The sequence below is a fragment of the Roseateles sp. UC29_93 genome (assembly GCF_042695725.1).
Taxonomy (GTDB): Bacteria; Pseudomonadota; Gammaproteobacteria; order Burkholderiales; family Burkholderiaceae_C; genus Roseateles; species Roseateles noduli_A.
On the sequence record NZ_CP170545.1, the window covers coordinates 944,560 to 964,382 of the forward strand.

A 19,823-nucleotide genomic window follows, 5' to 3' on the forward strand; every position below is an offset into this window, starting at 1 on the left:
AGGCCGAGAAATCCAACGCGAGCGCGGACATCGGCGACGTGGGTTTCGAGTTCGGCGCGATCGCGAAGGCGCGCGGCATCACGCAGCCCTACAAGCCGACGACCTGGGGCGCAGGTGCCGGACTGGGCCAAGGATGCCGACGGCCATTGGGCGCTGGCCTACACCGGCACGATCGCCTTCGCGGTGAACCGCAAACGGCTGAAGGACGTGCCGCGGAGCTGGCAGGCGCTGTTCGCGTCCAAGGCGCGCGTGATGATCGGCGAGGTCGGCCGCGCGGCGCAGTCCAACGCGGCGGTGCTGGCGGCGGCGGTCGCGCTGGGCGGCGACGAGACCAAGCTGCAGCCGGCGCTGGTGGCCTTCGCGCAGATCGCGAAGGACAAGCGGCTGATCGGCACCAACGCGACGCCCGCGCTGATGGAGCGGGCCGAGGCCGACGTCTTCCTGCTGTGGGACTTCAACGCCCTGTCCTACCGCGCGAAGCTGCCCAACGCGGCGGACTACGAGGTACTGATCCCGTCGGACGGCTCGATCACCAGCGGCTACACGACGATCCTCAACCGCTGGGCGCCGCATCCGAACGCGGCGATGCTGGCGCGCGAGTACATCTTCAGCGATGCCGGCCAGATGAACCTCGCGCGCGGTCACGCCCGGCCGATCCGCATCGCGCAGCTGCCGCTGCCGCCGGACCTGAAGGCGCTGCTGGTGCCCGAGGCGCAGTACGCGAAGGCGCGCGCGCTGAAGCCGGCCGTGTGGACCGAAGAGGTCAAGAAGCTGCCGCGCGCGTGGCAGCGCGAGGTGCTGGGAGCGGCACGATCGACCACGAGCACCGGCCCTCTTCCTCCCCCTTTCCCCGGCGCCTCAACGAGCGCCGGAGCGCCTTCGCCCACGGCTGCGGCCGCAACGATCTCCACTGCCCCGCCAGCCTCGCTGCCGACCTCCTCGTCCTCGATCGACGCCGCGGCGGAAGCAGCCGCCGCGATCGCCCAGGCGGCGGATCCGGCGCGCAAGCTGGTCGTGCTGCTGGCCGACGGTCTGCGCGCCGACACCGCGCGCGACTACATGGGCTACCTGCAGGCGCTCAACGAGGCGGGCCGCGCGCAATGGCGCTCGCTGCGCTGCGAGCTGCCGAGCCTGTCGCGCCCGCTGTACGCGACGGTGATCAACGGCGAGCCGCCGTTGACGCACGGGATCCTCGGCAACGGTCAGGCGGGGCAGCAGCTCGCGCATCATCTGTTCCAACGCCTGGACGCGCAGGGCGTGCCGGCGGCGGTCGCCGCGTATCACTGGTTCTACGAGCTGCTGGCGGGCGAGGTCTTCGATCCGCTGCGCCATCGCGACGCGGTGCCGACCGGTTGCGGCATCCAGGCGGCGCGCTGGTACTGGGAGGACGACTATCCCGACAGCCACCTGCTCGCCGACGCCGAAGCACTGCGCCGCGCACACCTGCCGGTGCAAGGCCCGTCGCTGCTGTTCATCCATCCGATGGGGCCGGACCTCGCGGGTCATGTGCACGGCGGTGAATCGACGCAGTACGCGATGAGCGCGCGCAAGCTCGACATGCTGCTCGCGCAGCTGCTGCCGCGCTGGCAGGCCGACGGCTTCGACCTGCTGCTGACCAGCGACCACGGCATGAACGCCGATCGCATGCACGGCGGGCCGCTGCCGGTGGAGCGCGAGGTCCCGCTGGTCTGGGTGCCGCACGACGGCGCGGTGGGCTTGGAATTGCCCGAGCGTCAGACCGGCATCGCAGACTGGATCCTCGCGCGGCTGGGCATCAAGGACGCCATGGGCGGCGCGCTCGCATGAGCCTGAACGCGCGGACCGCCACGCGCCTCGCCGGGCCGCTGCTCCTGCTGACGGCCGCCGCCCTGCTGCTGCCCTTCGGCTGGCGCGCCATCGCGCTCTTGGTCGACTGCATCGGCCAGGGCAACGGCTGCGCCATCGGCGAGCTGACCGCCGACAGCTACTACCTCGAAGCCGCCTGGAACACGCTGTGGCTGGGCATGCTGTCGGCGCTGATCGGCTTGGCCATCGGTCTCGGCGCGGCGATCGCGTTGCTGCGCGTGCCGCGGCTGGAGTCCTCGGTGACCCTGCTCGCGAGCCTCGGCGCCAACTTCTCCGGCGTGCCGCTCGCGGTGGCGCTGCTGCTGCTCTTCGGCGCGCAAGGCGTCGTGACGGCGACGATGCAGGCCGCCGGGCTCGCGCCATGGGTGGACCTGCAGGGGCTGGACGGACTGCTGCTCGCCTATGTCTGCTTCCAGGCACCGCTCGCAACGCTGCTGCTCATCGCGCCGGTCAAGATGCTGGACGGCTCGCTGCAGGACGCCGCAGCCACGCTCGGCGCGGGGCCGATGCTGTACTGGCGGCGCGTCGGTCTGCCGCTGATGCTGCCGAGTCTGGTGGAGGTTTTCGGCCTTCTCTTCGCCAACGCGGCGGCGGCCTTCGCCACGCCGTTCGCGCTGAGCGGCACGGCGGCGCATGTGCTCGCGGTGCGCATCGCCTCGCTGGTGAGCGGCGACATCTTTGCGCAGCCCGAGCTGTCGGCACTGCTGGCGCTGGTGCTGTTCGCAATGCTCGCGGTGGTGATCGGCCTGACGCGCTGGACGGCAGCGCGACTGCGGAGGGGCCGCGCATGAGCGCCCCCTCGACCTCCACCACGAACCGTCCCGTGATCTCGGCGCTCGCCCTCTCGGCGTTGCTGATCGTGGTGCTCGTGCCGATGGCGGCCTTGCTGGTCTACGGCCTCACCGGGCGATGGACCGCCACTGGTGGCCGGAAGATCCGACGCTGCGCTGGATCGTCGAAGCCGTCGCCGATCCGCGCGTGCAAGGCGCGGTGGTGCGCACGACGCTGCTCGCCTTGGCGAGCGCGACGCTGGCGCTGGTCTGCGGCGCGCTGGCGACGATTCCCGCAGCCCTCGCAGTGCAGCTCGACGACGGCCCGGCCGCACGTCGACTGCAGCGCAGCTTGGACCTCGTGGCGCTGTTGCCCTTTGCGATCGCGCCGGTGGTGATCGCGATCAGCGCGCTGGAGCTCTTCGTCGGCCGCTGGGGCGGCTGGCTGCCGCTCCCGCTGGTCTACGTCGCGGTGGTTGCGCCGACGCTCTTCCCGCTGATCCACAAGACGCTGCAATCGGCGCTCGCGCAGTTGAACGCGGCCTCGCTGATCGAGGCGGGCCGCACGCTGGGCGCGAGCGACGGCCACACGGTGCGGCGCGTGCTGCTGCCGATGCTGGCGCCGGCGCTGCTCGCGGCGTTCCTGCTCGCATGGGTCACGGCGGCGATGGAATTCGCGATCGCGAACCTGCTGCTCGGCGGACAGCTGGAGCTGCTGCAACCGCTGATGAACAGCCTGCGCAACGCCAACGGCCACCAGGCGGCGGCCTTGATGGTGCTGGCCTTCGGCGGCGTCGGCGCGGTCGTCGCGGCGGTGGCCGCGCTCACCCGCCGCTGGACTTCAGCCGCGTAGCGTCGATGAGCGCTCGCCTCGCCACGACCTTGGGTTCCCGCCTCACTTCAACGACCTCCGTGCGATGACCTCGACCGCTCCTACGACTTCCCACGATGCCGACGTGCCGGCGCAACTCGCGGTCCGCGGTGCCGAGCTCGCGCTGGGCGGGCGACCGGTGCTGCGCGGCATCGACCTGACGCTGGCGCGCGGCGAGGTCGTCGCGCTGCTCGGCGCCTCGGGCTGCGGCAAGACGACGCTGCTGCGCTCGATCGCGGGGCTGCAGCGGCTGGACCGCGGGTCCATCGCGATGGCGGGACAGTACGTGGAGTCGTTGCGACCGCAGGCGCGCGACATCGGCATGGTGTTCCAGCACTACGCGCTGTTCCCGAATCTCTCGGTGCGCGAGAACATCCGCTTCGGCCCGCTGGCGCGCGGCGAGGAAGTGGCTCTCGCCGACGCGCGGGCGGACGAGCTGCTCGATCTCATCGACCTGCGCGCGCTGGCGGACAGGCTGCCGCAGGCGCTGTCGGGCGGACAGCGGCAGCGCGTGGCGCTCGCACGGGCGCTGGCGACGCGACCGATGCTGCTGCTGATGGACGAGCCGTTCTCCGCGCTCGACGAGCACTTCCGGCTGCCGCTGCGGCGGCAGTTCCGTCAGCTGCAGCGAGAGCTCGGCCAGAGCTGCGTGATCGTCACGCACGACCGCGAAGAAGCATTCGAGATCGCCGACCGCGTGGCGGTCATGTTCGACGGCGTCATCGCGCAATGCGCGTCGCCGCGCGAACTGCGGCGCGCACCGGCGAACCGGCGGGTGGCGGACTTCCTCGGGATCTTCAACCGCCTGGACGCACGGACCTTGGACGGTGCGTGGCGGCGCGACAGCGGCCATTGGATCGCGCCCGTGGAGGCGCTGGCAATCGAGGAGGGCCAGGGTACCGGCGACGCATCGCGGAAGCGCTGCGATTCACGGCAACGCTGCGGGCGAGTTATCCCGGGCAGCAGCGCGTGGCGTGTGAGCTGGAGGGGCCGGGAGGTCAGACGCTGACGCTGTGGCGCAGTCATGAAGAGGCCGAGCTCGCTCCCGGCAGCGTGGTGCAGGTCGCGATCGCCGAACCGGCGTTGCGGTGGATCGAGGGATAGCCGCCGGTGCGGCATGGCGACGATTCCGGGTTGCGCCTCATGCCGGGGGGCAAGGGCGGCTGAGGCCGGTCAGTCGATCTTCGGCCGGTACTCCGCCGGCAACGCCTCCCGATACGGATAGAACTTGAAGTACGGCCTCGCCTCCTCGAGCGTGCGCACGACGGAGGGGCGTTGCATCAGCCGCTCGAAGTACGCCGCGAGCCGCTGCTGCGAGGGCGCGAACGGCACCAGCGTCGCCGCATAGAACAGCGACGGCGCCGCCGCGCAGTCCGCCATGCTGAAGTGCTCGCCCGCGGCCCACTCGCGATCGGCCAGGCGCTCATCCAGCATCCCGTACGCCATCGCCAGCGTGTCGCGCGCCTTGTTCACCGCGATCGGATCGCGGTCCGCTTCCGCGCGCAACCGGTCCCCGACGATCGCCTGCATCGGCAGCATCACGTAGAGATCGAGCAGCCGATCCATCAACCTCACCTCCAGCGCCGCGTCCTCATCGGTCGGCACCAGTTGCTGATCCGGCCGCCCGTATCGCTTGGCGAGGTACTCGATGATCACGCTGGTCTCCGGCACCACGCGATCGCCGTCCACCAGCAGCGGCATCTTCCCCGTCGGCCAACGCGCGAGGAACTCCGCCCGCTGCGTCGGATCGCCGAGGTCCAGGAACCGCCGCTCGACGTCGATGTCCAGTTCGTTCAACGCGATCAGCGCCTTGTGGCAGAACGATGAGAGCGGATGGAAGTGCAGGCTCAGCGCCATGTCATTCACCTTGATGAGGTAGCCGTGAAAGACAGGTTAACTCGCGACCGCGTTGCGAAGTTAGGGGCAGAGCTTTCGATCCCCATCGCCTAAGTTTCCTGGCCCCGCCCCGGGGCGGCCTGGAGGCAACAACATGAAGAAGACACTCGTGAAGGCGCTGCTCGCGCTCAGCGCCTGCACCGCCGCGTTGACCGCGCCGACCACCGCGACGGCCGGCGACTGGCCCCTCGCGATGGGCGACTACTGGGAAGTCACCGGCGTGCACCTCAAGGACGGCGCCGCGTTGACCTACGCGGAGTTCCTCGCCAAGGAGTGGAAGGCCGACCAGGAGTTCGCCAAGTCCAAGGGCTGGATCAAGGGCTACCTGCTGCTGAGCAATGCCTACCCGCGCAAGGGCGAGCCCGACCTCTACCTGATCCTGATGACCGACCGCATCGCCACCGGACCCGAAGGCGAGAAGCGCAATGACGAGTACCTCGCCTGGCGCAAGAAGACCGACGCGCAGCTGCAGAAGGAGTCGGGCAACCGCTTCGAGTTCCGCGAGATCGGCAGCTCGATGCTGCTGCAGGAAATGAAGTTCAAGTAGTCCGTCGGAGATCGCCGCACGCCGGATCGGCACGCGGCATCTCGGCGCTTGACGTTTCTCCTTCCCTCAACTACATTAATTCCATCGCATGCGATTTAAGCGCATCCGATAGACAGTCACCCTTCCCTCAGCCTCTCCTGACTCCTAGGAATCCATCATGACCAAGATCGACAAAGTCCTCCTGACCGGCAAGACCCACACGCAAGTGGCGGGCGGCGGCTCCAAGGCCAGCCGTCACGACTACAAGGTGAACATGACCTTGACCGCCCCCGGCGCACCGACGCACCAGTTCGACGCCATCGTGCCCCATCCGACCGCGGAACAACTCTTCGCCGGCGCCTGGTCGGCCTGCTACACCGGCGCGATCGGCCTGGCCGCCAGCGCCCGCAAGCTGACCCTGCCCGACGACATGGCCGTCGACATCGAGGTGGACCTCGGCATGACCGGCAACGCCTACTTCCTGCAGGCCCGCCTGAACGTGCGGCTGCCCGGTCTCGATCAGGAAGTCGCCGAGGCGCTGGCCCGCGAAGCGGACCAGACCTGCCCCTACTCCAAGGCGGTGCACGGCAACATCGACGTGGCGTTGACGGTGACCACGGCCTGAGCCGACTTCGCTGCCCACATATGTCGCATGCGATCAATACGCATGCGTCATTCATGGACATCGAAGGCACGATAAAGTCGCATGCGATGGACGCGCCGCGTCCACGCATCCGACCACGAGGGATTTCGATGTCCGCAGCCAAGAAGCCGCCTGTCGAGGCGTTCCCGCTCGCCGAGTACCTGTGCTTCGCCGTGTACTCGGCCAACCTGGCCTTCGGCCGGGCGTACAAGCCGATGCTGGATCAGCTCGGACTCACCTACACGCAGTACATCGCCGTGGTCGCCCTCGCCGAGGAGGACGACCAGACCGTCGGCAGTCTCGGGGCCAAGCTGTTCCTCGAGTCCAACACCCTGACGCCGATGCTCAAGAAGCTCGAGGCGATGGGTTACGTCGAGCGGCAGCGCGACTCGGCGGACGAGCGCATCGTCCGCGTGCGCCTGACCCGCAGCGGCCGCAAGCTGCGCGACAAGGCGGTGGAATTGAATTCCCCGCTGCTGGCCGCCACCGGTCTGTCGCCCGACGAGTTCGCCCGCGTGCAGAAGAGCATCGCGGCATTGCGCGACAGCCTGATCGCCTCCACCGGAGAGGCCGAGGCCTGATTCCAGGCCGCCCACATTCTGTTTCCATCGCCTACCGCCCTCGTGGTGGCCGCCTCCCCCTTCACGGGAACGGTCTTTGCCTCCTGCCCGGTTCCCGTCCGTGCAACATCGCAAGAACGACGAACAAAAGGAGGACCGATGGAAGCCGCCTCTCTGAAACTGGGCCTCGTCGGCAACTGCGCCGTCAGCGCATTGATCGACGACCGCGCCCGCGTCGTCTGGTGCTGCGCCCCGCGCTTCGACGGCGATCCCGTCTTCCACGCGCTCATCGACTCTCCGGACGGCATCGGTCCTGACGGCACCTTCCAGATCGAGCTGGAAGATTTTTCCCGCAGCGAGCAGTCCTACGACCACGGCACCGCCGTGCTGCGCACCCGCCTCTACGACACGCACGGCAACGGCATCGAGATCACCGATTTCATGCCGCGCTTCTTCCTCAACGACCGGCCCTACCGGCCCATGATGCTGGTGCGGCGCATGCGCCCGATCCAGGGTCATCCGCGCATTCGCGTCATCCTGCGTCCCGTCATCCAGTGGGGCTCCGCCCACCCGGCCCGCACCCGTGGCAGCAACCACCTGCGCTTCGTCGGCCCGGAAGGCACCATCCGCCTGACCACCAACGCGCCGCTCACCTACGTGCAGGAAGAGACGCCCTTCGCGCTGGACATGCCGATGAGCTTCATCTTCGGCCCCGACGAGACGCTGGACCGCGCGGTCGAGGACACCGCCCGGCTGCTCGAGGAAAAGACCATCAGCTACTGGCGCGACTGGACGCGCCGCCTGGCCATCCCGCTCGAATGGCAGGAGGCCGTGATCCGCGCCGCGATCACGCTGAAGATGTGCCTCTTCGAGGAGACGGGCGCCATCGTCGCCGCGATGACCACCAGCGTGCCCGAGGCCCCGCACACGCAGCGCAACTGGGACTACCGCTACTGCTGGCTGCGCGACGCGTTCTTCGTCGTGCGCGCGCTCAACAGCCTGTCCGAGACCGGCACGATGGAGGACTACCTGCGCTGGATGCGCAACATCATCGGCCAGTCCAAGGACGGCCACGTGCAGCCGCTCTACGGCATCGGGCTCGAAGCCAAGCTGACCGAGTACATGGTCCCGCACCTGCGCGGCTACCGCGGGCATGGGGCCGGTGCGCGCCGGCAACCAGGCCTACGAGCATTTCCAGCACGACGTCTACGGCAACATCGTGCTGGGCTCGGCGCAGTCCTTCTTCGACCACCGCCTGCACCAGCGCGCGGGCATCGACGAGTTCGCGCTGCTGGAACGCGCCGGGGAGCAGGCCTTCGCCATCCACGACAAGCCCGACGCCAGCATGTGGGAGCTGCGCACGCGGGCCCGCGTCCACACCTCGTCGGTGCTGATGAACTGGGCCGCCTGCGACCGCCTGGCCAAGATCGCCAACGTGCTCGACCTGCCGGAGCGCGCCGCGCTTTGGGCGGAACGCGCCGCGCTGATCAAGCAGAAGATCCTCGACAACGCCTGGAGCGAACAGCGCCAGGCCTTCGTCGAGAGCTTCGGCGGCAAGGACCTCGACGCCAGCGTGCTGCTGATGACCGAGGTCGGCTTCATCGATCCGATGGATCCGCGCTTCATCAAGACCGTCGATGCCTTGGAGGCCTCGCTCTGCGACGGCCCCTACATGCGCCGCTACGAGGCGCCCGACGACTTCGGCAAGCCCGAGACCTCGTTCAACATCTGCGCGTTCTGGCGCATCGATGCGCTCGCGCGCATCGGACGCGTCGAGCAGGCGCGGGAGCTGTTCGAGGCGCTGCTCGCCTCGCGCAACCACCTCGGCCTGCTGTCCGAGGACACCCACCCGGTCACCGGCGAGCTCTGGGGCAACTTCCCGCAGACCTACTCGATGGTGGGCATCATCAACGGGGCGGTGCGGCTGTCACGACCGTGGGAATCCAAGATCTGACGCGCCGCGCCGCGCCGGCGTGAGCGCCGCGGGCCGGTCGCGGCGCGGCCGCGCGGTCCGCCCCGTCGAGGCTCAGGCCTGCACCATGCCGCCGTCGACGAACAGCTCGATGCCGGTGACGAAGGACGAGGCGTCCGAGGCCAGGTAGACCGCCGCCTTCGCGATGTCCTCCGGCTGGCCGATGCGGCCGATCGGCAGCTGCGTGGTCAGGTAGTCCAGCAGGCCCTGCTGGTTGGCCGGATCGGGGCCGGCCAGCTCCACCAGACCCGGCGTGTGGATCGGGCCCGGGGACAGCGTGTTGATGCGGATGGCACGGCCCTTCAGGTCCAGGATCCAGCTGCGCGCCAGGTTGCGCACCGCCGCCTTCGTCGCGCTGTAGATGCTGAAGTTGGCCGTGCCCATCGAGCTCGTCGTCGATCCGGCCAGGATCACCGACGCGCCGTGGCTCGCCTTGTCCAGCAGCGGCAGCGCCTTCTGCACGGTGAAGATCACGCCCTTGACGTTGCGCTCGAAGGTCTCGTCGACGTGCTGCTCGGTCAGCTCGCCCAGCGGGGCCATGGTGCCGCCGCCGGCATTGGCGTAGAGCACGTCCAGACGGCCATGGCGCTCGCCGACCTCGGCGTACAGCCGGTCGAGATCGGCCAGCTTCGTCGAGTCCGCCTGCACGCCGATCGCGTTCGTGCCGATCGCCGCCACCGCGGCGTCGAGCTCCGGCTTGCGACGACCGGTGATGTAGACGACCGCGCCTTCCGACGCGAAGGCCTTTGCCGCCGCCAGGCCGATGCCGGTGGTGCCGCCGGTCACGACCGCGACCTTGCCTTCAAGTTGCTTGCTCATGTTTCGCTCCATTCAGGAAGTGGTGAAGAGGTGAGCGAAGCTTAAGAATTCGTCCTCATCGAATAAAGTCATCGATCGCGACTTCTTTTTTCCAGATCCTGAATAATCGAGTCATTCAAGCGTCGACGTCTGCGGGCATGGACGCGCCAACACGAACGAGAGCGCCCTTCGATGGACCAGTTGCTTGCCTTGCGCGTCTTCGTGCGCATCGCTGAATCGGGCGCGTTCTCGAAAGCGGCGGACGCGATGAACATCCCGCGTCCGACCGTGACGAAGCTGGTGCAGGACCTGGAGCGCCACCTCGGCACGCGGCTGCTGCAGCGCACGACGCGGCGCGTCAGCGTGACGCCCGAAGGCGCCGCGTACTACGAGCGCGCCCGGCGCCTGATCGACGACCTCGCGGAGATGGATGAGCTGGCCGCCCGATCACGCGCGCAGGCGCGCGGCCGGCTGCGCGTGGACATCGGCTCGGTACTGGCGAACATGATCCTGATCCCCGCCCTGCCCGACTTCCGCGCGCGCCATCCGGAACTGCACGTGGACCTGGGCGTCGGCGACCGGCCCGTCGACCTCATCGGCGAAGGCGTCGACTGCGTGATCCGCGGCGGCGAGCTGGCGGACAACACGTTGGTGGCGCGCCGCATCGCCGACCTCGACTGGGTCACCTGCGCGAGCCCGGTCTACCTGAAGGCGCGCGGTGTCCCCAAGCATCCATCCGAGTTGATCGCGCGGACCCATGGACCCGAAGATCGCGCCCGCGTGCCCGGACATGCGATCGCAGGCTACTTCTCGTCGCTGACGGGCCGGGCGTTTCCGCTGGAGTTCCACCGCGGCGACGAACACCTGCTGATCGCCGGCGAGGCGGTGATGGCCGTCAACGAGAGCACCGCGCATCTCAGCACGCTGCTGTCGGGTGCGGGGCTGGGACAGACCTTCCGCTTCGCGGCGGCGCCGCATCTGGAGACCGGCGCGCTGCGCACGGTCCTCGACGACTGGACCCGGCCGCGCCATCCGCTGCATGTGGTCTACCCGGCGTCGCGGCACCTGAGCGCGAAGCTGCGGCTGTTCGTCGACTGGGTCGCGGAGGTGTTCGCGCCTTTCGACGACCGGCGCTGAATCAGACGGCCGGCGCGGCGACCCCGTGGCTCAGCGCGTCGGCGTGCCGCCGGACGGCGTGGCCGTCGCCGGTGATGGGGCCGGTTTCGCGCGCAGCGCCCACAGCACCGACGCGATCGACAGGCCGACGATGACGACGTTGCTCATCGCGAAGAGCACCGGCGCGAGCGTCGTGAAGATCGGATCGTCGCCGCGCTCGGCGAAGCGCATGGCGCCGGTGGAGATCGCCGTCGCGCCGAAGGTGAAGGCCCAGTACGACAGCGTGAACGGCTGCCGGATCCACGGCATCAGCCGCAGCACCATCAGGGCCTGCACGATCGCGTAGCCCAGCAGCATGCGGGCGAACACGTCCGGCGGACCGACGGTGACCGCGGCGTAGGCCAGCAGCGAGACCGCGGGCGGCGCCATCTGGATGCCGACCGTCGGCCGCAGCGCCAGGGGCATCGGCTCGACGGTCAGCAGGCGGGCCAGGATGATGGACTCCTGGACGATCCAGGCCAGCACGCCGGCGCCGAAGAACAGCTGGCCCCAGGTCGGCCAGCCAAGCGCCGACATCCCGATCGCGGACACCAGGTTGGCGCCGACCGTCGGCAGGTAGAGCACCGGCGTCGTGGCCTTGTCGTCGCGCCCCCCGCGCCATTGCCCGCCGTGACGCCACAGCCCGAAGAGCAGCGACGCCACCGCGCCCGCGAGGATCAGCACCGTCCCCACGCCATGCGCATGCGGCAGCACGCCGATGCCGGCGAGCATCGTCGCCACCGGCACCAGGGCGATGAAGCAGCACTGGATCGGATGCGCGGCCTCGGCCTTCGCCGCCTCGCGGACCGCGATCCACTTGATCGCGAATCGGATCAGCAGCACCGCCCACACCGCCACGGCGATCGCCATCACGCACTCGCCGATCCAGGCAGGGAAGCCCCACAGGCGCGCCGCCACGCGCCAGCCGTTGCCCAGGCCCGTGAGGCCCAGCACCATGCTGAAGTAGGAGGCGGGGACCGCCCATCGGGAAAGATTCATCGGGGTGCTCCTGCGCGCGCGACGACCGGGGGAGCCGTCGGACGAGCGGACTGTAGGAGCGGACCCTCGGGGGATCAACAGGGCGCTGTTGGCAGCGCCCTCCAAAGGCGGCGGGGAACGGGCCCGGCGTGCGATCTGCGGAGTCGGCGGGTCAGAGGTCGAGCGTCAGCGCCTCGCCGGCGGTCCGCGACACGCAGACGCACATCAGCTGCTGCTCCGTCTTCTGCGCGTCGGTGAGCACCTCGTCGCGATGCTCGGGCGTGCCGGCGACGACACGCGTCGCGCAGGTGCCGCAGTTCCCGATGCGACACGACGCCGGCACCCGGACGCCCTGCGCCTCCGCGGCCTCGAGGATGGACCGGTTGGCGGGGACGACGATGTCCCTGCCGCTGCGGACGAGATGGACGACGAACGCGCGGTCGTCGGGCCTGGCGGTGTCGACGCTGAACTTCTCGAAGTGCACGCGTCCGGTGGGGACGCCGGCGGATGCGGCCGCCGCCGAGACGGCGTCGATCAGGCGGGATGGGCCGCAGACATAGACGTGATCGGACTCGCCGAGGGTGAGCATCAGCGTCGCGACATCGAGGCGATCGCCTGCGTCCTTCGCATGCACCTTGACGCGACCGCCGAACGCCTTGATCAGCTGACCGAGGAACGGTGCCTCCGCGCGGGATCGGACTGCGTAATGCAGCTCGAAGGCCTCGCCCCGCGCGGCGAGCGCGTGGGCCATCGCCTTGATCGGCGTGATGCCGATGCCGCCGGCGATCAGGACGGCCTTGTGTGGCACGTCCACCAGCGCGAACGCGTTGCTCGGCAGCCCGCAGTTCAGACGGACACCGAGCGCGAAGTCCTGATGCACGGCCGCCGACCCGCCCTTGCCCTCGGGTTCGTGCAGCACGGCGATCTCGTAGGCATCGGTGCGATGCGGGCTCGACGCGATCGAGTAGCTGCGCGTCGACGGCGTGCCGTCGGCCAGCCGCACCGGCACATCGAGGTGGGCGCCCGCGACGACCGCCGGCAGCGAAGAGCCGTCGGCGGATCGCAGCTCATACGCGCGGACCGACGGCGTCAGCTGACGCACGCCGCTGATCGTCAGCGCGAGCGGGCCGTCGCCGAGCGCGCGCGGCTCAACCGGCCTGGCGGGCTCCGCACTCGCGGCGATGGCCGCCTTGGCTTCGCTCAACTGCGTCTTCAGCTTCTGCACCTGCGCGCGCATCGGCGCCATCAGCGTCGCGACCTCGGCCTCCGTGAAGCGCGGCGTGATGTGCTGCGGGCAGTTCCAGTCCCAGCCCTCGATGCGGATGAGGAAGGCGCGCTCCACCGTCGCGCCATAAGCGGGGTCGCTCACGGCGGCGATCGCCGCGTCGCCCTGCGCGCTGTCGCCCGCCTCGACCAGCTCCACGCGACCGAGCAACTTCAGCCGGCGCCGATTCGGATAGTCGACGACGATCATCGAGATCCGATCGTCCTTCCGCAGATTGCCCACGCTCAGATACTGCACGTTGCCGCGGAAGTCCGCGAAGCCGATCGTCTTCGCGTCCAGCACCTTGAGGAAGCCCTTCGGTCCGCCGCGATGCTGCACGTAGGGCCAGCCGGTCTCGCTGACGGTGGCCTGGAAGAAGTGATCGGCATCGGCGAGGAACTGCGACTCGCGCGGCGTCAGCACATCGCCGCGGTCACTCATCGTGTCGAGGAACGCGTACTGCTCGCGACTCCCTCTCTCCGACTGGACCTCTCGGACCGTCGGCGTGAACGTGATGTCGGAATAGGCGCGTCCCATGATGAGCTCCCGATGAGGATGACGATGACGACGGCTGTCGCGATGGCGATGGCAGCGGCAATGGCCGTGGCGAGGGCGGTGGCCGACGTTCGGCGCGAGCGGCGCCGCTTACGCCGCCGCCGGCAGTTCGAGCTTCACGCTCGGGAAGTCGATCTCGACCAGGCTGGCCTTGCCCAGGATGTTGGTCAGGAAGTTCATGCCGACGTGCGTGATGATCTCGACGATCTGCGCCTCGTCGACACCGGCGGCGCGGACCTGCGTCAGCTCCAGCGCGGAGATCTCGCCGCGCTTCTCCATCAGGCTCTGCGCAAACTTCAGGATCGCGGCCGAGGTGTCGTCGTCGCTGGTGCCGGCGCGGGCGGCGGCGATCTCTTCGGCGGACAGTCCCGTCTTGCGGCCGATCGCCGTGTGCGCCGAGACGCAATACTGGCAACCGTTCTGCTGCGCCAACGCCAGCGCGATGCGCTCACGATCCAGCGGATCGAGGCTGCCGCCGTTGGCGACGCCGTACAGGCCGAGGAAGGCCTGCAGCGCCGTGGTCGAATTGGCGAAGACCTTGAGAAAGTTGGGGACCATGCCAAGCTGGCCCTGGATCGCGTCCAGCAGCGCCTTCTGCTCGGGCGTGGCGGTGGACGACTCGACGACGTGGATGCGGCTCATGGAAGTTCTCCGGTGGGTTGAAGGTGAACGAATGGTGGCCTTCATGCCCCGCGGAGAGAATCGGCGCGCCGGGGAAATGACTCTTTCTGGATCAGAAACGATATGGACAAGCTCGATGCCATGGCGATCTTCGTGGCCGTCGTCCAGGACGGCGGCTTCTCCGCGGCGGCGCGGCGGCTCGGCGTGTCCGCGCCGGTCGTCACGCGCGCGGTGAGCGAGCTCGAGGCCGCAATGAACGTGCGGCTGCTGGTACGCACGACGCGCGTCGTCAAGGTCACCGAGGTCGGCGAGCGCTATGCGCAGGACTGCCGCCGGGTGCTCGGCGAGCTGCAGGACATCGAGCAGGCAGCCAGCGGATCCCACGGCGCGGTGCGCGGGAAGCTCGTCGTCAGCGCGTCGGTGATGTATGGGCGGCTCAAGCTCAACGAGGTCGTGCTCGACTACCTGAAGCGTTATCCGGAGACCGAGGTCGAGTGCCGCTTCCTCGATCGCAACGTCAACCTGCTCAACGAGGACGTCGATGTCGCGATCCGCATCGGCGACCTGCCCGATGCGTCCTTCCATGCGACACCGCTCGCGACGGTGCGGCGCGTGGTGTGCGCGTCGCCGGCGTATCTCAAGCAGAACGGGACGCCGAAACAGCCGAAGGATCTCGCGAAGCACACAGTGATCTCGGCGCTCGGCGTGGAGCCGGGAACGGAATGGAAATTTCGCGAGGGGTCAGGTGTTGACGCACCGAGCGTCGCGGTCGCCGTGCGGGCGCGGCTGGCCACCAACAGCAACGACCATGCGATCCTGGCCGCGACTGAAGGACTCGGGATCACGCGCGTGCTGTCTTACATGGTCGACACGCAACTCGCGTCCGGCGAACTCGTGGAGGTGCTCGCGAAGTTCGCGCCACCGGCCGTGCCCGTGCAAGCGCTGCAGCATCAAGGGCTGCGGGCGTCGCGCAAGGTGCGGGCGTTCATCGATCTGGCGGTGGAACGCTTGCGGCGTTGATCACGGGAGCGATTGCGCGAGGCCTGGCGCGGGAATGACTGCGCAACGCCAAGCGCGGGCTCTCCACGGGGCATGGGGGATCCCTCCAGGACCCCCAAGCCCCATTCCGGCCCCAGTGAGGCCCAGGCATGCGGGCCTTGGCATCTGCATCTGCCGCGGGAGGCGGGGGGCGGGGGGCGGGATCAGGTCAGCAGCACACGGCGGCCGAGCGCGGCGAGGGGACGCTCGACGACGCGCTGCACGCCGGGCCGCAGCAGCAGCGGCTTCAGCGTCATGCGCACGGCCAGGCCCATCGGCAGATTCGAACTGACGAGTTGGATGGCGTCCTTCGTCAATTGCTCGGCATTGGCGATGGGCGCGGGCCCGCCGTCCACACCGCCGGTGCGCAGGCGCCCGTTGACCGCGTGCCTCAACGCGATCGAAGCGTCTTCCTTACGCAGTTCCAACGCGCGACGCACAAGCGCGGCCAGCACCTGTCCGCGGTGAAGGCCCTCGATCTCGCGGTACTTGCGGAAGAAGGCGAAGAAGTTCTTGTAATGCTGCACCTCGTCGCAGCGGATGCGCCAGAACAGGTCGCGCAGCACCGGCTCGTCCGTGGCCTCGTGCAAGGCCTGGTAGTAGGTCGTCGTGCCCATCTCGACGATGCAGCGCGCCACCATCTCCTGGCCGCGCGTAGGCTCGAGCTCGTCCATGGTGCACAGCCGCGCGTATTCCTCGAAGAAGCCGGCATAGGCCGATTCCCAGTCGAAACCCGGCCACACGTGCCGCACATAGGCCTTCAACGCGGCGCCGTGCTGCAGTTCCTCCGGCTCCCAGTGGTCGCGCAGCCAGGCGCCGACCTCGGCATCGTCGGCGAAATGCTCGATCAGGTTGCGCGTGTACATGTCGCTGCCGCTCTCGATGAACGAGGCGCTGCAGACCAGCAGGAAGAGCGCATCGTGCTCGCGCACGCGCGCAGGCTCGATGCGGGAAAGGTCCAGGTCTTGCAGGGACCAGCGGGGCGGTGACATGGGGGCGATCATGGCGCGACCTGCGGCAATCGGTGTGCGTGCAATTCGAGAACACCCAGGATCCATGGGGCATTGCAGCCCTTCATCGTTGTTTCAAGGGGTATGAGGAAGAGCACCGACACCGTCAGGCCTCAGAATGTGTCGGTCCACCCTCCCCCTCGATGCCCAAACGCTCGTCCACCGCCGCCCTGCGCAAGGCCTGGAACAAGGGCCTGCGCGCCGTGACGGGCCAGGTCATGCGCGCGGCGACCAAGGCCGCCCGCAGCGCCGCGCCTGATGTGATGCCCGGCCTGAAGAAGACGCCGCCGCATCCATCGCCCGGTCTCGGGGACTGGCTGTCCGGGCTGGCGACCGCGCGGGTGGGCATGCGGCGCTTCAAGCTGTTCCGGCCCACGGGCCTCACGCCGGGCGAACGCCCGCCGCTGATCGTGATGCTGCACGGCTGCGGCCAGGATCCGGCCGGCTTCGCGCGCAGCACGCGGATCAACCGGCTCGCGGCGCGGGAGCGCTTGCTGGTGCTTTATCCAGAGCAGAGCCGGCTCGCCAATCCGCAGCGCTGCTGGAACTGGTTCGACACCGAGTCCGGCCGCGCGCAGGGCGAGGCCGCGCTGATCCTCGCCGCCATCGATCAGGTCTGTGCACTCCACGGCGCCGATCGCGAGCGCGTGGCGCTGGTGGGGCTGTCCGCCGGCGCGGGCATGGCCGCCTTGCTGGCGACACTGCATCCGGAGCGCTTCCGCGCCATCGCGATGCATTCGGGCGTACCTCCGGGACTGGCGAGCTCAGCAACGACGGCGCTGCGTGCCATGCGCGGCCAGGCGGAGGCGGCCGCGGTCGACGGCGGTGCGACCTGGCCGCCGTTGCTCGTCATCCAAGGCAATCAGGACCGCATCGTGGCGACGCCGAATGCGTTCGAGGCCGCGCGCCAGTGGGCACTGGCCGCCGGAGCGGCGACGGTGCAGGACCGTCGGGTGCAACGCGGCAAGCGGCTGCCGATGACGATCGTCGACTTCAAGCGCGGAAGCGCCGTCGCGGCGACGCTCGTCGAGATCGACGGCCTCGCGCATGCCTGGAGCGGCGGGCCCGCGAAAGAGCCGTTCAGCGATCCCAACGGTCCGGACGCGACGGCGATGATCTGGCGCTTCATCGCGAAGCGCTTCGCGTCCAAGCGCTGAGTGCGCGGGGACGGCCCGCTCAGGCCTGAAGCGCGCTTGCCGCGATCAGCTCACGCCATTGCTGCTGCTGTTCGGCGAACTGTCGCCACGCCTCGTCCGCCAGCGCCTGGTGGCGGTCCGCATCCGCCGTCTCACCCAGCAGCCGGAAGGTCTGCGCCAGCCGGCTGTGCGTGATCGCGCGGTCGTCGAGCTCGCAATCGGGATCGAGTTCGATCTCGGCCTCGCGCGCCTGATGCAGCGCGTGCTCGTGCTGTCCGAGGTTGGCCCGGCACCAGGCCAGGTCCGACAGCAGGCTGCTGCCCAGGCGCTCCAGCCCCAGCGACATCGCCTGCGGCAGGTGCTCCTCGTAGAGGCGTCTGGCCTCGTCGAAGCCGCCTTGCATCGTCAGCACCTGCGCGCGCAGCACCGGCGTGAGCTCCGCCATCATCTGCGCGCCGACCGCCTCGTCGAAGTGGTGCATCGAGTCCACCGTCAGCAGCAGCTCGGGACCGCGCGGCGCCAGGCCCGACAGGCTCTCGCGCCGCAGCTGCGACGCGCGCATGCCGGCCATGTTGAACATCAGCGCCGACAGCGACGCGTCGTCCCCCTCGACCGACGCGTGACGCCGCGCGCGGATGTACCAGCGCTGCGCAGCTTCGATGTCGCCGGCGTAATGCCAGCCCACGCCCATCGCCATGGCCACGCGCGCCAGCGCCACGTTGTGCTCGGGCAGCGCCTCGTCGAGGCAGCGCTTCGCATGCTCGACCAGCGCCGCGGGGTCGTGGCGGATGAAGGCCAGCTGCGCCAGCCAGGCCGAGGCCAGCACGCGCACCTCGACCAGCGCGGGCGAGGTGCCGGCGATCGTGTGCGCCCGCTGGATGCGGTCCCAGGCCTGCTGCGCGACGAAGCCGTTGTAGTAGCTCATCAGGCCTTCGGCCATGTGCAGCCAGGCCCCGATCTCCGGATGCGGGTGCTGGAAGGAGAGCTGATGCAGCGCCGTCAGCGCCTCGCGCGCCTCGGCCACGGCGCCGTGCCGCGCCAGCAGCATCGCGCGCTTGGCCCGTGCGGCCGCCGAGGCCATCGGCGAGGTCGCGGCGGCGATGTCCTTCTCCAGCTGCTTCAGCAGCCGGGACTTGATCACCTGGGGGGCGGCGGCGGCGGAAGGCGGGGCTGAAGCGTCGTGCATGCCGGCCTCAGCGTGTCAGCCGTTCGAGCGCTTCCTGGTACTTCGCGGACGTGTTGACGATCACGTCCTCGGGCAGCGTCGGCGGCGGCGCGACCTTGCCCAGGGCTGGCCGTCCACGGTCGCCTGCTCCAGCCAGTCGCGCAGGAACTGCTTGTCGTAGCTCGGCGGGTTGCTGCCGACCGCGTAGCTTTCCGCCGGCCAGTAGCGCGAGGAATCGGGCGTCAGCACCTCGTCCATCAGCGTCAGGGTACCGTCGGCGTCGAGGCCGAACTCGAACTTGGTGTCCGCGATGATGATGCCCTTGGTCAGCGCGATGTCCGCGGCGCGCTGGTACAGCTGGATCGCGATGTCGCGCACGCGTTCGGCCATCTCGCGGCCGATGATCCGCGCGCAGCGCTCGAAATCGATGTTCTCGTCGTGGTCGCCCATCTCCGCCTTGGTCGCGGGCGTGAAGATCGGCTGCGGCAGCTTGCTCGCGTTCTGCAGGCCGGCGGGCAGCTCGACACCGCAGACCTTGCCGCTGGCCTTGTATTCGGACCAGCCGCTGCCGGCCAGGTACCCGCGCACCACCGCCTCGATCGGCAGCGGCTTCAGGCGCTTGACCAGCATCGCGCGGTCGCGGACCTGCGCCTTCTCGGCCTCCGTCACCACCGACAGCGGATCGTCGCCGGTCAGGTGGTTGGGAACGATGCCGTCCAGCTTGTCGAACCAGAACAGCGCCATCTTCGTCAGCAGCGCGCCCTTGCCCGGGATGGGCTCGCTCATGATGACGTCGAAGGCCGAGATGCGGTCCGACGCGATCATCAGGATGCGGTCTTCGCCGACCGCGTAGTTCTCGCGCACCTTGCCGCGTGCGATGAGAGGAAGGGAGGTGATCGACGAGGTGTGCAGGGCGGCGGTCATGGGTGTGCAGTCGGTCGGAACAGCAAAGCGGGGATTCTAAGAGGCGGCGTGGGAACCCCACCCGCCCCAGGGCGCCGCCGTCATCCGCTTTCATGC

General features: G+C 69.3%; 17 protein-coding genes and 2 pseudogenes. 11 read left to right on the forward strand and 8 right to left on the reverse strand.

The window, feature by feature from the left end; genetic code table 11:
- Window positions 1-114 precede the first annotated feature (114 nt).
- The 4 genes from ACFJIX_RS04325 (at window position 115) to ACFJIX_RS04340 (ending at window position 4,495) form a co-directional block, all read left to right on the forward strand.
- Window positions 115-1,806, forward strand: coding sequence for an extracellular solute-binding protein (locus ACFJIX_RS04325; protein ID WP_377158009.1), 1,692 nt, complete (start codon window positions 115-117; stop codon window positions 1,804-1,806).
- A complete protein-coding gene (locus tag ACFJIX_RS04330) occupies window positions 1,803-2,636 on the forward strand; it encodes a hypothetical protein (protein ID WP_377158011.1) in 834 nt (277 codons plus the stop codon). The genes ACFJIX_RS04325 and ACFJIX_RS04330 overlap by 4 nt, the downstream gene beginning before the upstream one ends.
- A 118-nt stretch (window positions 2,637-2,754) precedes the next feature.
- On the forward strand, window positions 2,755-3,468 hold the full coding sequence (locus ACFJIX_RS04335) for an ABC transporter permease subunit (protein WP_377158012.1): 714 nt from the start codon (window positions 2,755-2,757) through the stop codon (window positions 3,466-3,468).
- 64 nt (window positions 3,469-3,532) lie between these two features.
- Complete coding sequence (locus ACFJIX_RS04340; RefSeq protein ID WP_377158013.1) at window positions 3,533-4,495, forward strand: ABC transporter ATP-binding protein; 963 nt, start codon at window positions 3,533-3,535, stop codon at window positions 4,493-4,495.
- Window positions 4,496-4,659: 164 nt separating this feature from the next.
- Here ACFJIX_RS04340 and ACFJIX_RS04345 read toward each other — a convergent pair whose 3' ends face one another.
- A complete protein-coding gene (locus ACFJIX_RS04345) occupies window positions 4,660-5,343 on the reverse strand; it encodes a glutathione S-transferase family protein (protein WP_377158015.1) in 684 nt (227 codons plus the stop codon).
- A gap of 133 nt (window positions 5,344-5,476) precedes the next feature.
- Here ACFJIX_RS04345 and ACFJIX_RS04350 point away from each other — a divergent pair, with 133 nt between their 5' ends.
- The 4 genes and pseudogenes from ACFJIX_RS04350 to ACFJIX_RS04365 all read left to right on the forward strand — a co-directional run bounded on the left by ACFJIX_RS04350 (window position 5,477) and on the right by ACFJIX_RS04365 (window position 9,065).
- Window positions 5,477-5,929 carry a hypothetical protein gene (locus ACFJIX_RS04350; RefSeq protein WP_377158016.1) on the forward strand — a complete coding sequence of 151 codons (453 nt, stop codon included), beginning with the start codon at window positions 5,477-5,479 and terminating at the stop codon, window positions 5,927-5,929.
- Window positions 5,930-6,086: 157 nt separating this feature from the next.
- On the forward strand, window positions 6,087-6,533 hold the full coding sequence (locus ACFJIX_RS04355; RefSeq protein WP_377158017.1) for an Ohr family peroxiredoxin: 447 nt from the start codon (window positions 6,087-6,089) through the stop codon (window positions 6,531-6,533).
- 128 nt (window positions 6,534-6,661) lie between these two features.
- Window positions 6,662-7,132, forward strand: a complete 471-nt coding sequence (locus tag ACFJIX_RS04360; protein ID WP_377158018.1) for a MarR family winged helix-turn-helix transcriptional regulator — start codon at window positions 6,662-6,664, stop codon at window positions 7,130-7,132.
- 138 nt (window positions 7,133-7,270) lie between these two features.
- Window positions 7,271-9,065, forward strand: a pseudogene (locus tag ACFJIX_RS04365) (glycoside hydrolase family 15 protein).
- Between the two features lie 72 nt (window positions 9,066-9,137).
- Here ACFJIX_RS04365 and ACFJIX_RS04370 read toward each other — a convergent pair.
- A complete protein-coding gene (locus ACFJIX_RS04370; protein ID WP_377158020.1) occupies window positions 9,138-9,902 on the reverse strand; it encodes an SDR family NAD(P)-dependent oxidoreductase in 765 nt (254 codons plus the stop codon).
- Window positions 9,903-10,073: 171 nt separating this feature from the next.
- On the opposite strand from ACFJIX_RS04370, the gene ACFJIX_RS04375 reads away from it, so the two are divergent.
- Window positions 10,074-11,018, forward strand: a complete 945-nt coding sequence (locus tag ACFJIX_RS04375) for a LysR substrate-binding domain-containing protein (protein WP_377158022.1) — start codon at window positions 10,074-10,076, stop codon at window positions 11,016-11,018.
- A 30-nt stretch (window positions 11,019-11,048) separates the two neighbouring features.
- Here the strand turns inward: ACFJIX_RS04375 and tehA are convergent, their stop codons facing one another.
- The 3 genes from tehA to ACFJIX_RS04390 all read right to left on the reverse strand — a co-directional run bounded on the left by tehA (window position 11,049) and on the right by ACFJIX_RS04390 (window position 14,475).
- Window positions 11,049-12,035, reverse strand: coding sequence for a dicarboxylate transporter/tellurite-resistance protein TehA (gene tehA / locus ACFJIX_RS04380; protein ID WP_377158024.1), 987 nt, complete (start codon window positions 12,033-12,035; stop codon window positions 11,049-11,051).
- A 151-nt stretch (window positions 12,036-12,186) separates the two neighbouring features.
- Window positions 12,187-13,815 carry a 2Fe-2S iron-sulfur cluster-binding protein gene (locus ACFJIX_RS04385; RefSeq protein ID WP_377158026.1) on the reverse strand — a complete coding sequence of 543 codons (1,629 nt, stop codon included), beginning with the start codon at window positions 13,813-13,815 and terminating at the stop codon, window positions 12,187-12,189.
- Between the two features lie 108 nt (window positions 13,816-13,923).
- A complete protein-coding gene (locus ACFJIX_RS04390) occupies window positions 13,924-14,475 on the reverse strand; it encodes a carboxymuconolactone decarboxylase family protein (protein WP_377158028.1) in 552 nt (183 codons plus the stop codon).
- A 102-nt stretch (window positions 14,476-14,577) separates the two neighbouring features.
- On the opposite strand from ACFJIX_RS04390, the gene ACFJIX_RS04395 reads away from it, so the two are divergent.
- Window positions 14,578-15,474, forward strand: a complete 897-nt coding sequence (locus ACFJIX_RS04395) for a LysR family transcriptional regulator (protein ID WP_377158030.1) — start codon at window positions 14,578-14,580, stop codon at window positions 15,472-15,474.
- Between the two features lie 182 nt (window positions 15,475-15,656).
- On the opposite strand, the gene ACFJIX_RS04400 is transcribed toward ACFJIX_RS04395, so the two are convergent.
- Entirely contained in the window at window positions 15,657-16,484 is an 828-nt protein-coding gene (locus ACFJIX_RS04400) for a ferritin-like domain-containing protein (RefSeq protein ID WP_377158032.1), read from the reverse strand.
- 161 nt (window positions 16,485-16,645) lie between these two features.
- On the opposite strand from ACFJIX_RS04400, the gene ACFJIX_RS04405 reads away from it, so the two are divergent.
- Window positions 16,646-17,659 (forward strand): alpha/beta hydrolase family esterase, encoded by a 1,014-nt coding sequence (locus tag ACFJIX_RS04405; protein WP_377158034.1) that lies wholly within the window; start codon window positions 16,646-16,648, stop codon window positions 17,657-17,659.
- A gap of 19 nt (window positions 17,660-17,678) precedes the next feature.
- Here the strand turns inward: ACFJIX_RS04405 and ACFJIX_RS04410 are convergent, their stop codons facing one another.
- Together ACFJIX_RS04410 and ACFJIX_RS04415 are read right to left on the reverse strand one after the other, a co-directional pair.
- Window positions 17,679-18,824, reverse strand: coding sequence for a hypothetical protein (locus ACFJIX_RS04410; protein ID WP_377158035.1), 1,146 nt, complete (start codon window positions 18,822-18,824; stop codon window positions 17,679-17,681).
- Between the two features lie 7 nt (window positions 18,825-18,831).
- Window positions 18,832-19,727, reverse strand: a pseudogene (locus tag ACFJIX_RS04415) (phosphoribosylaminoimidazolesuccinocarboxamide synthase).
- Window positions 19,728-19,823: the final 96 nt, after the last annotated feature.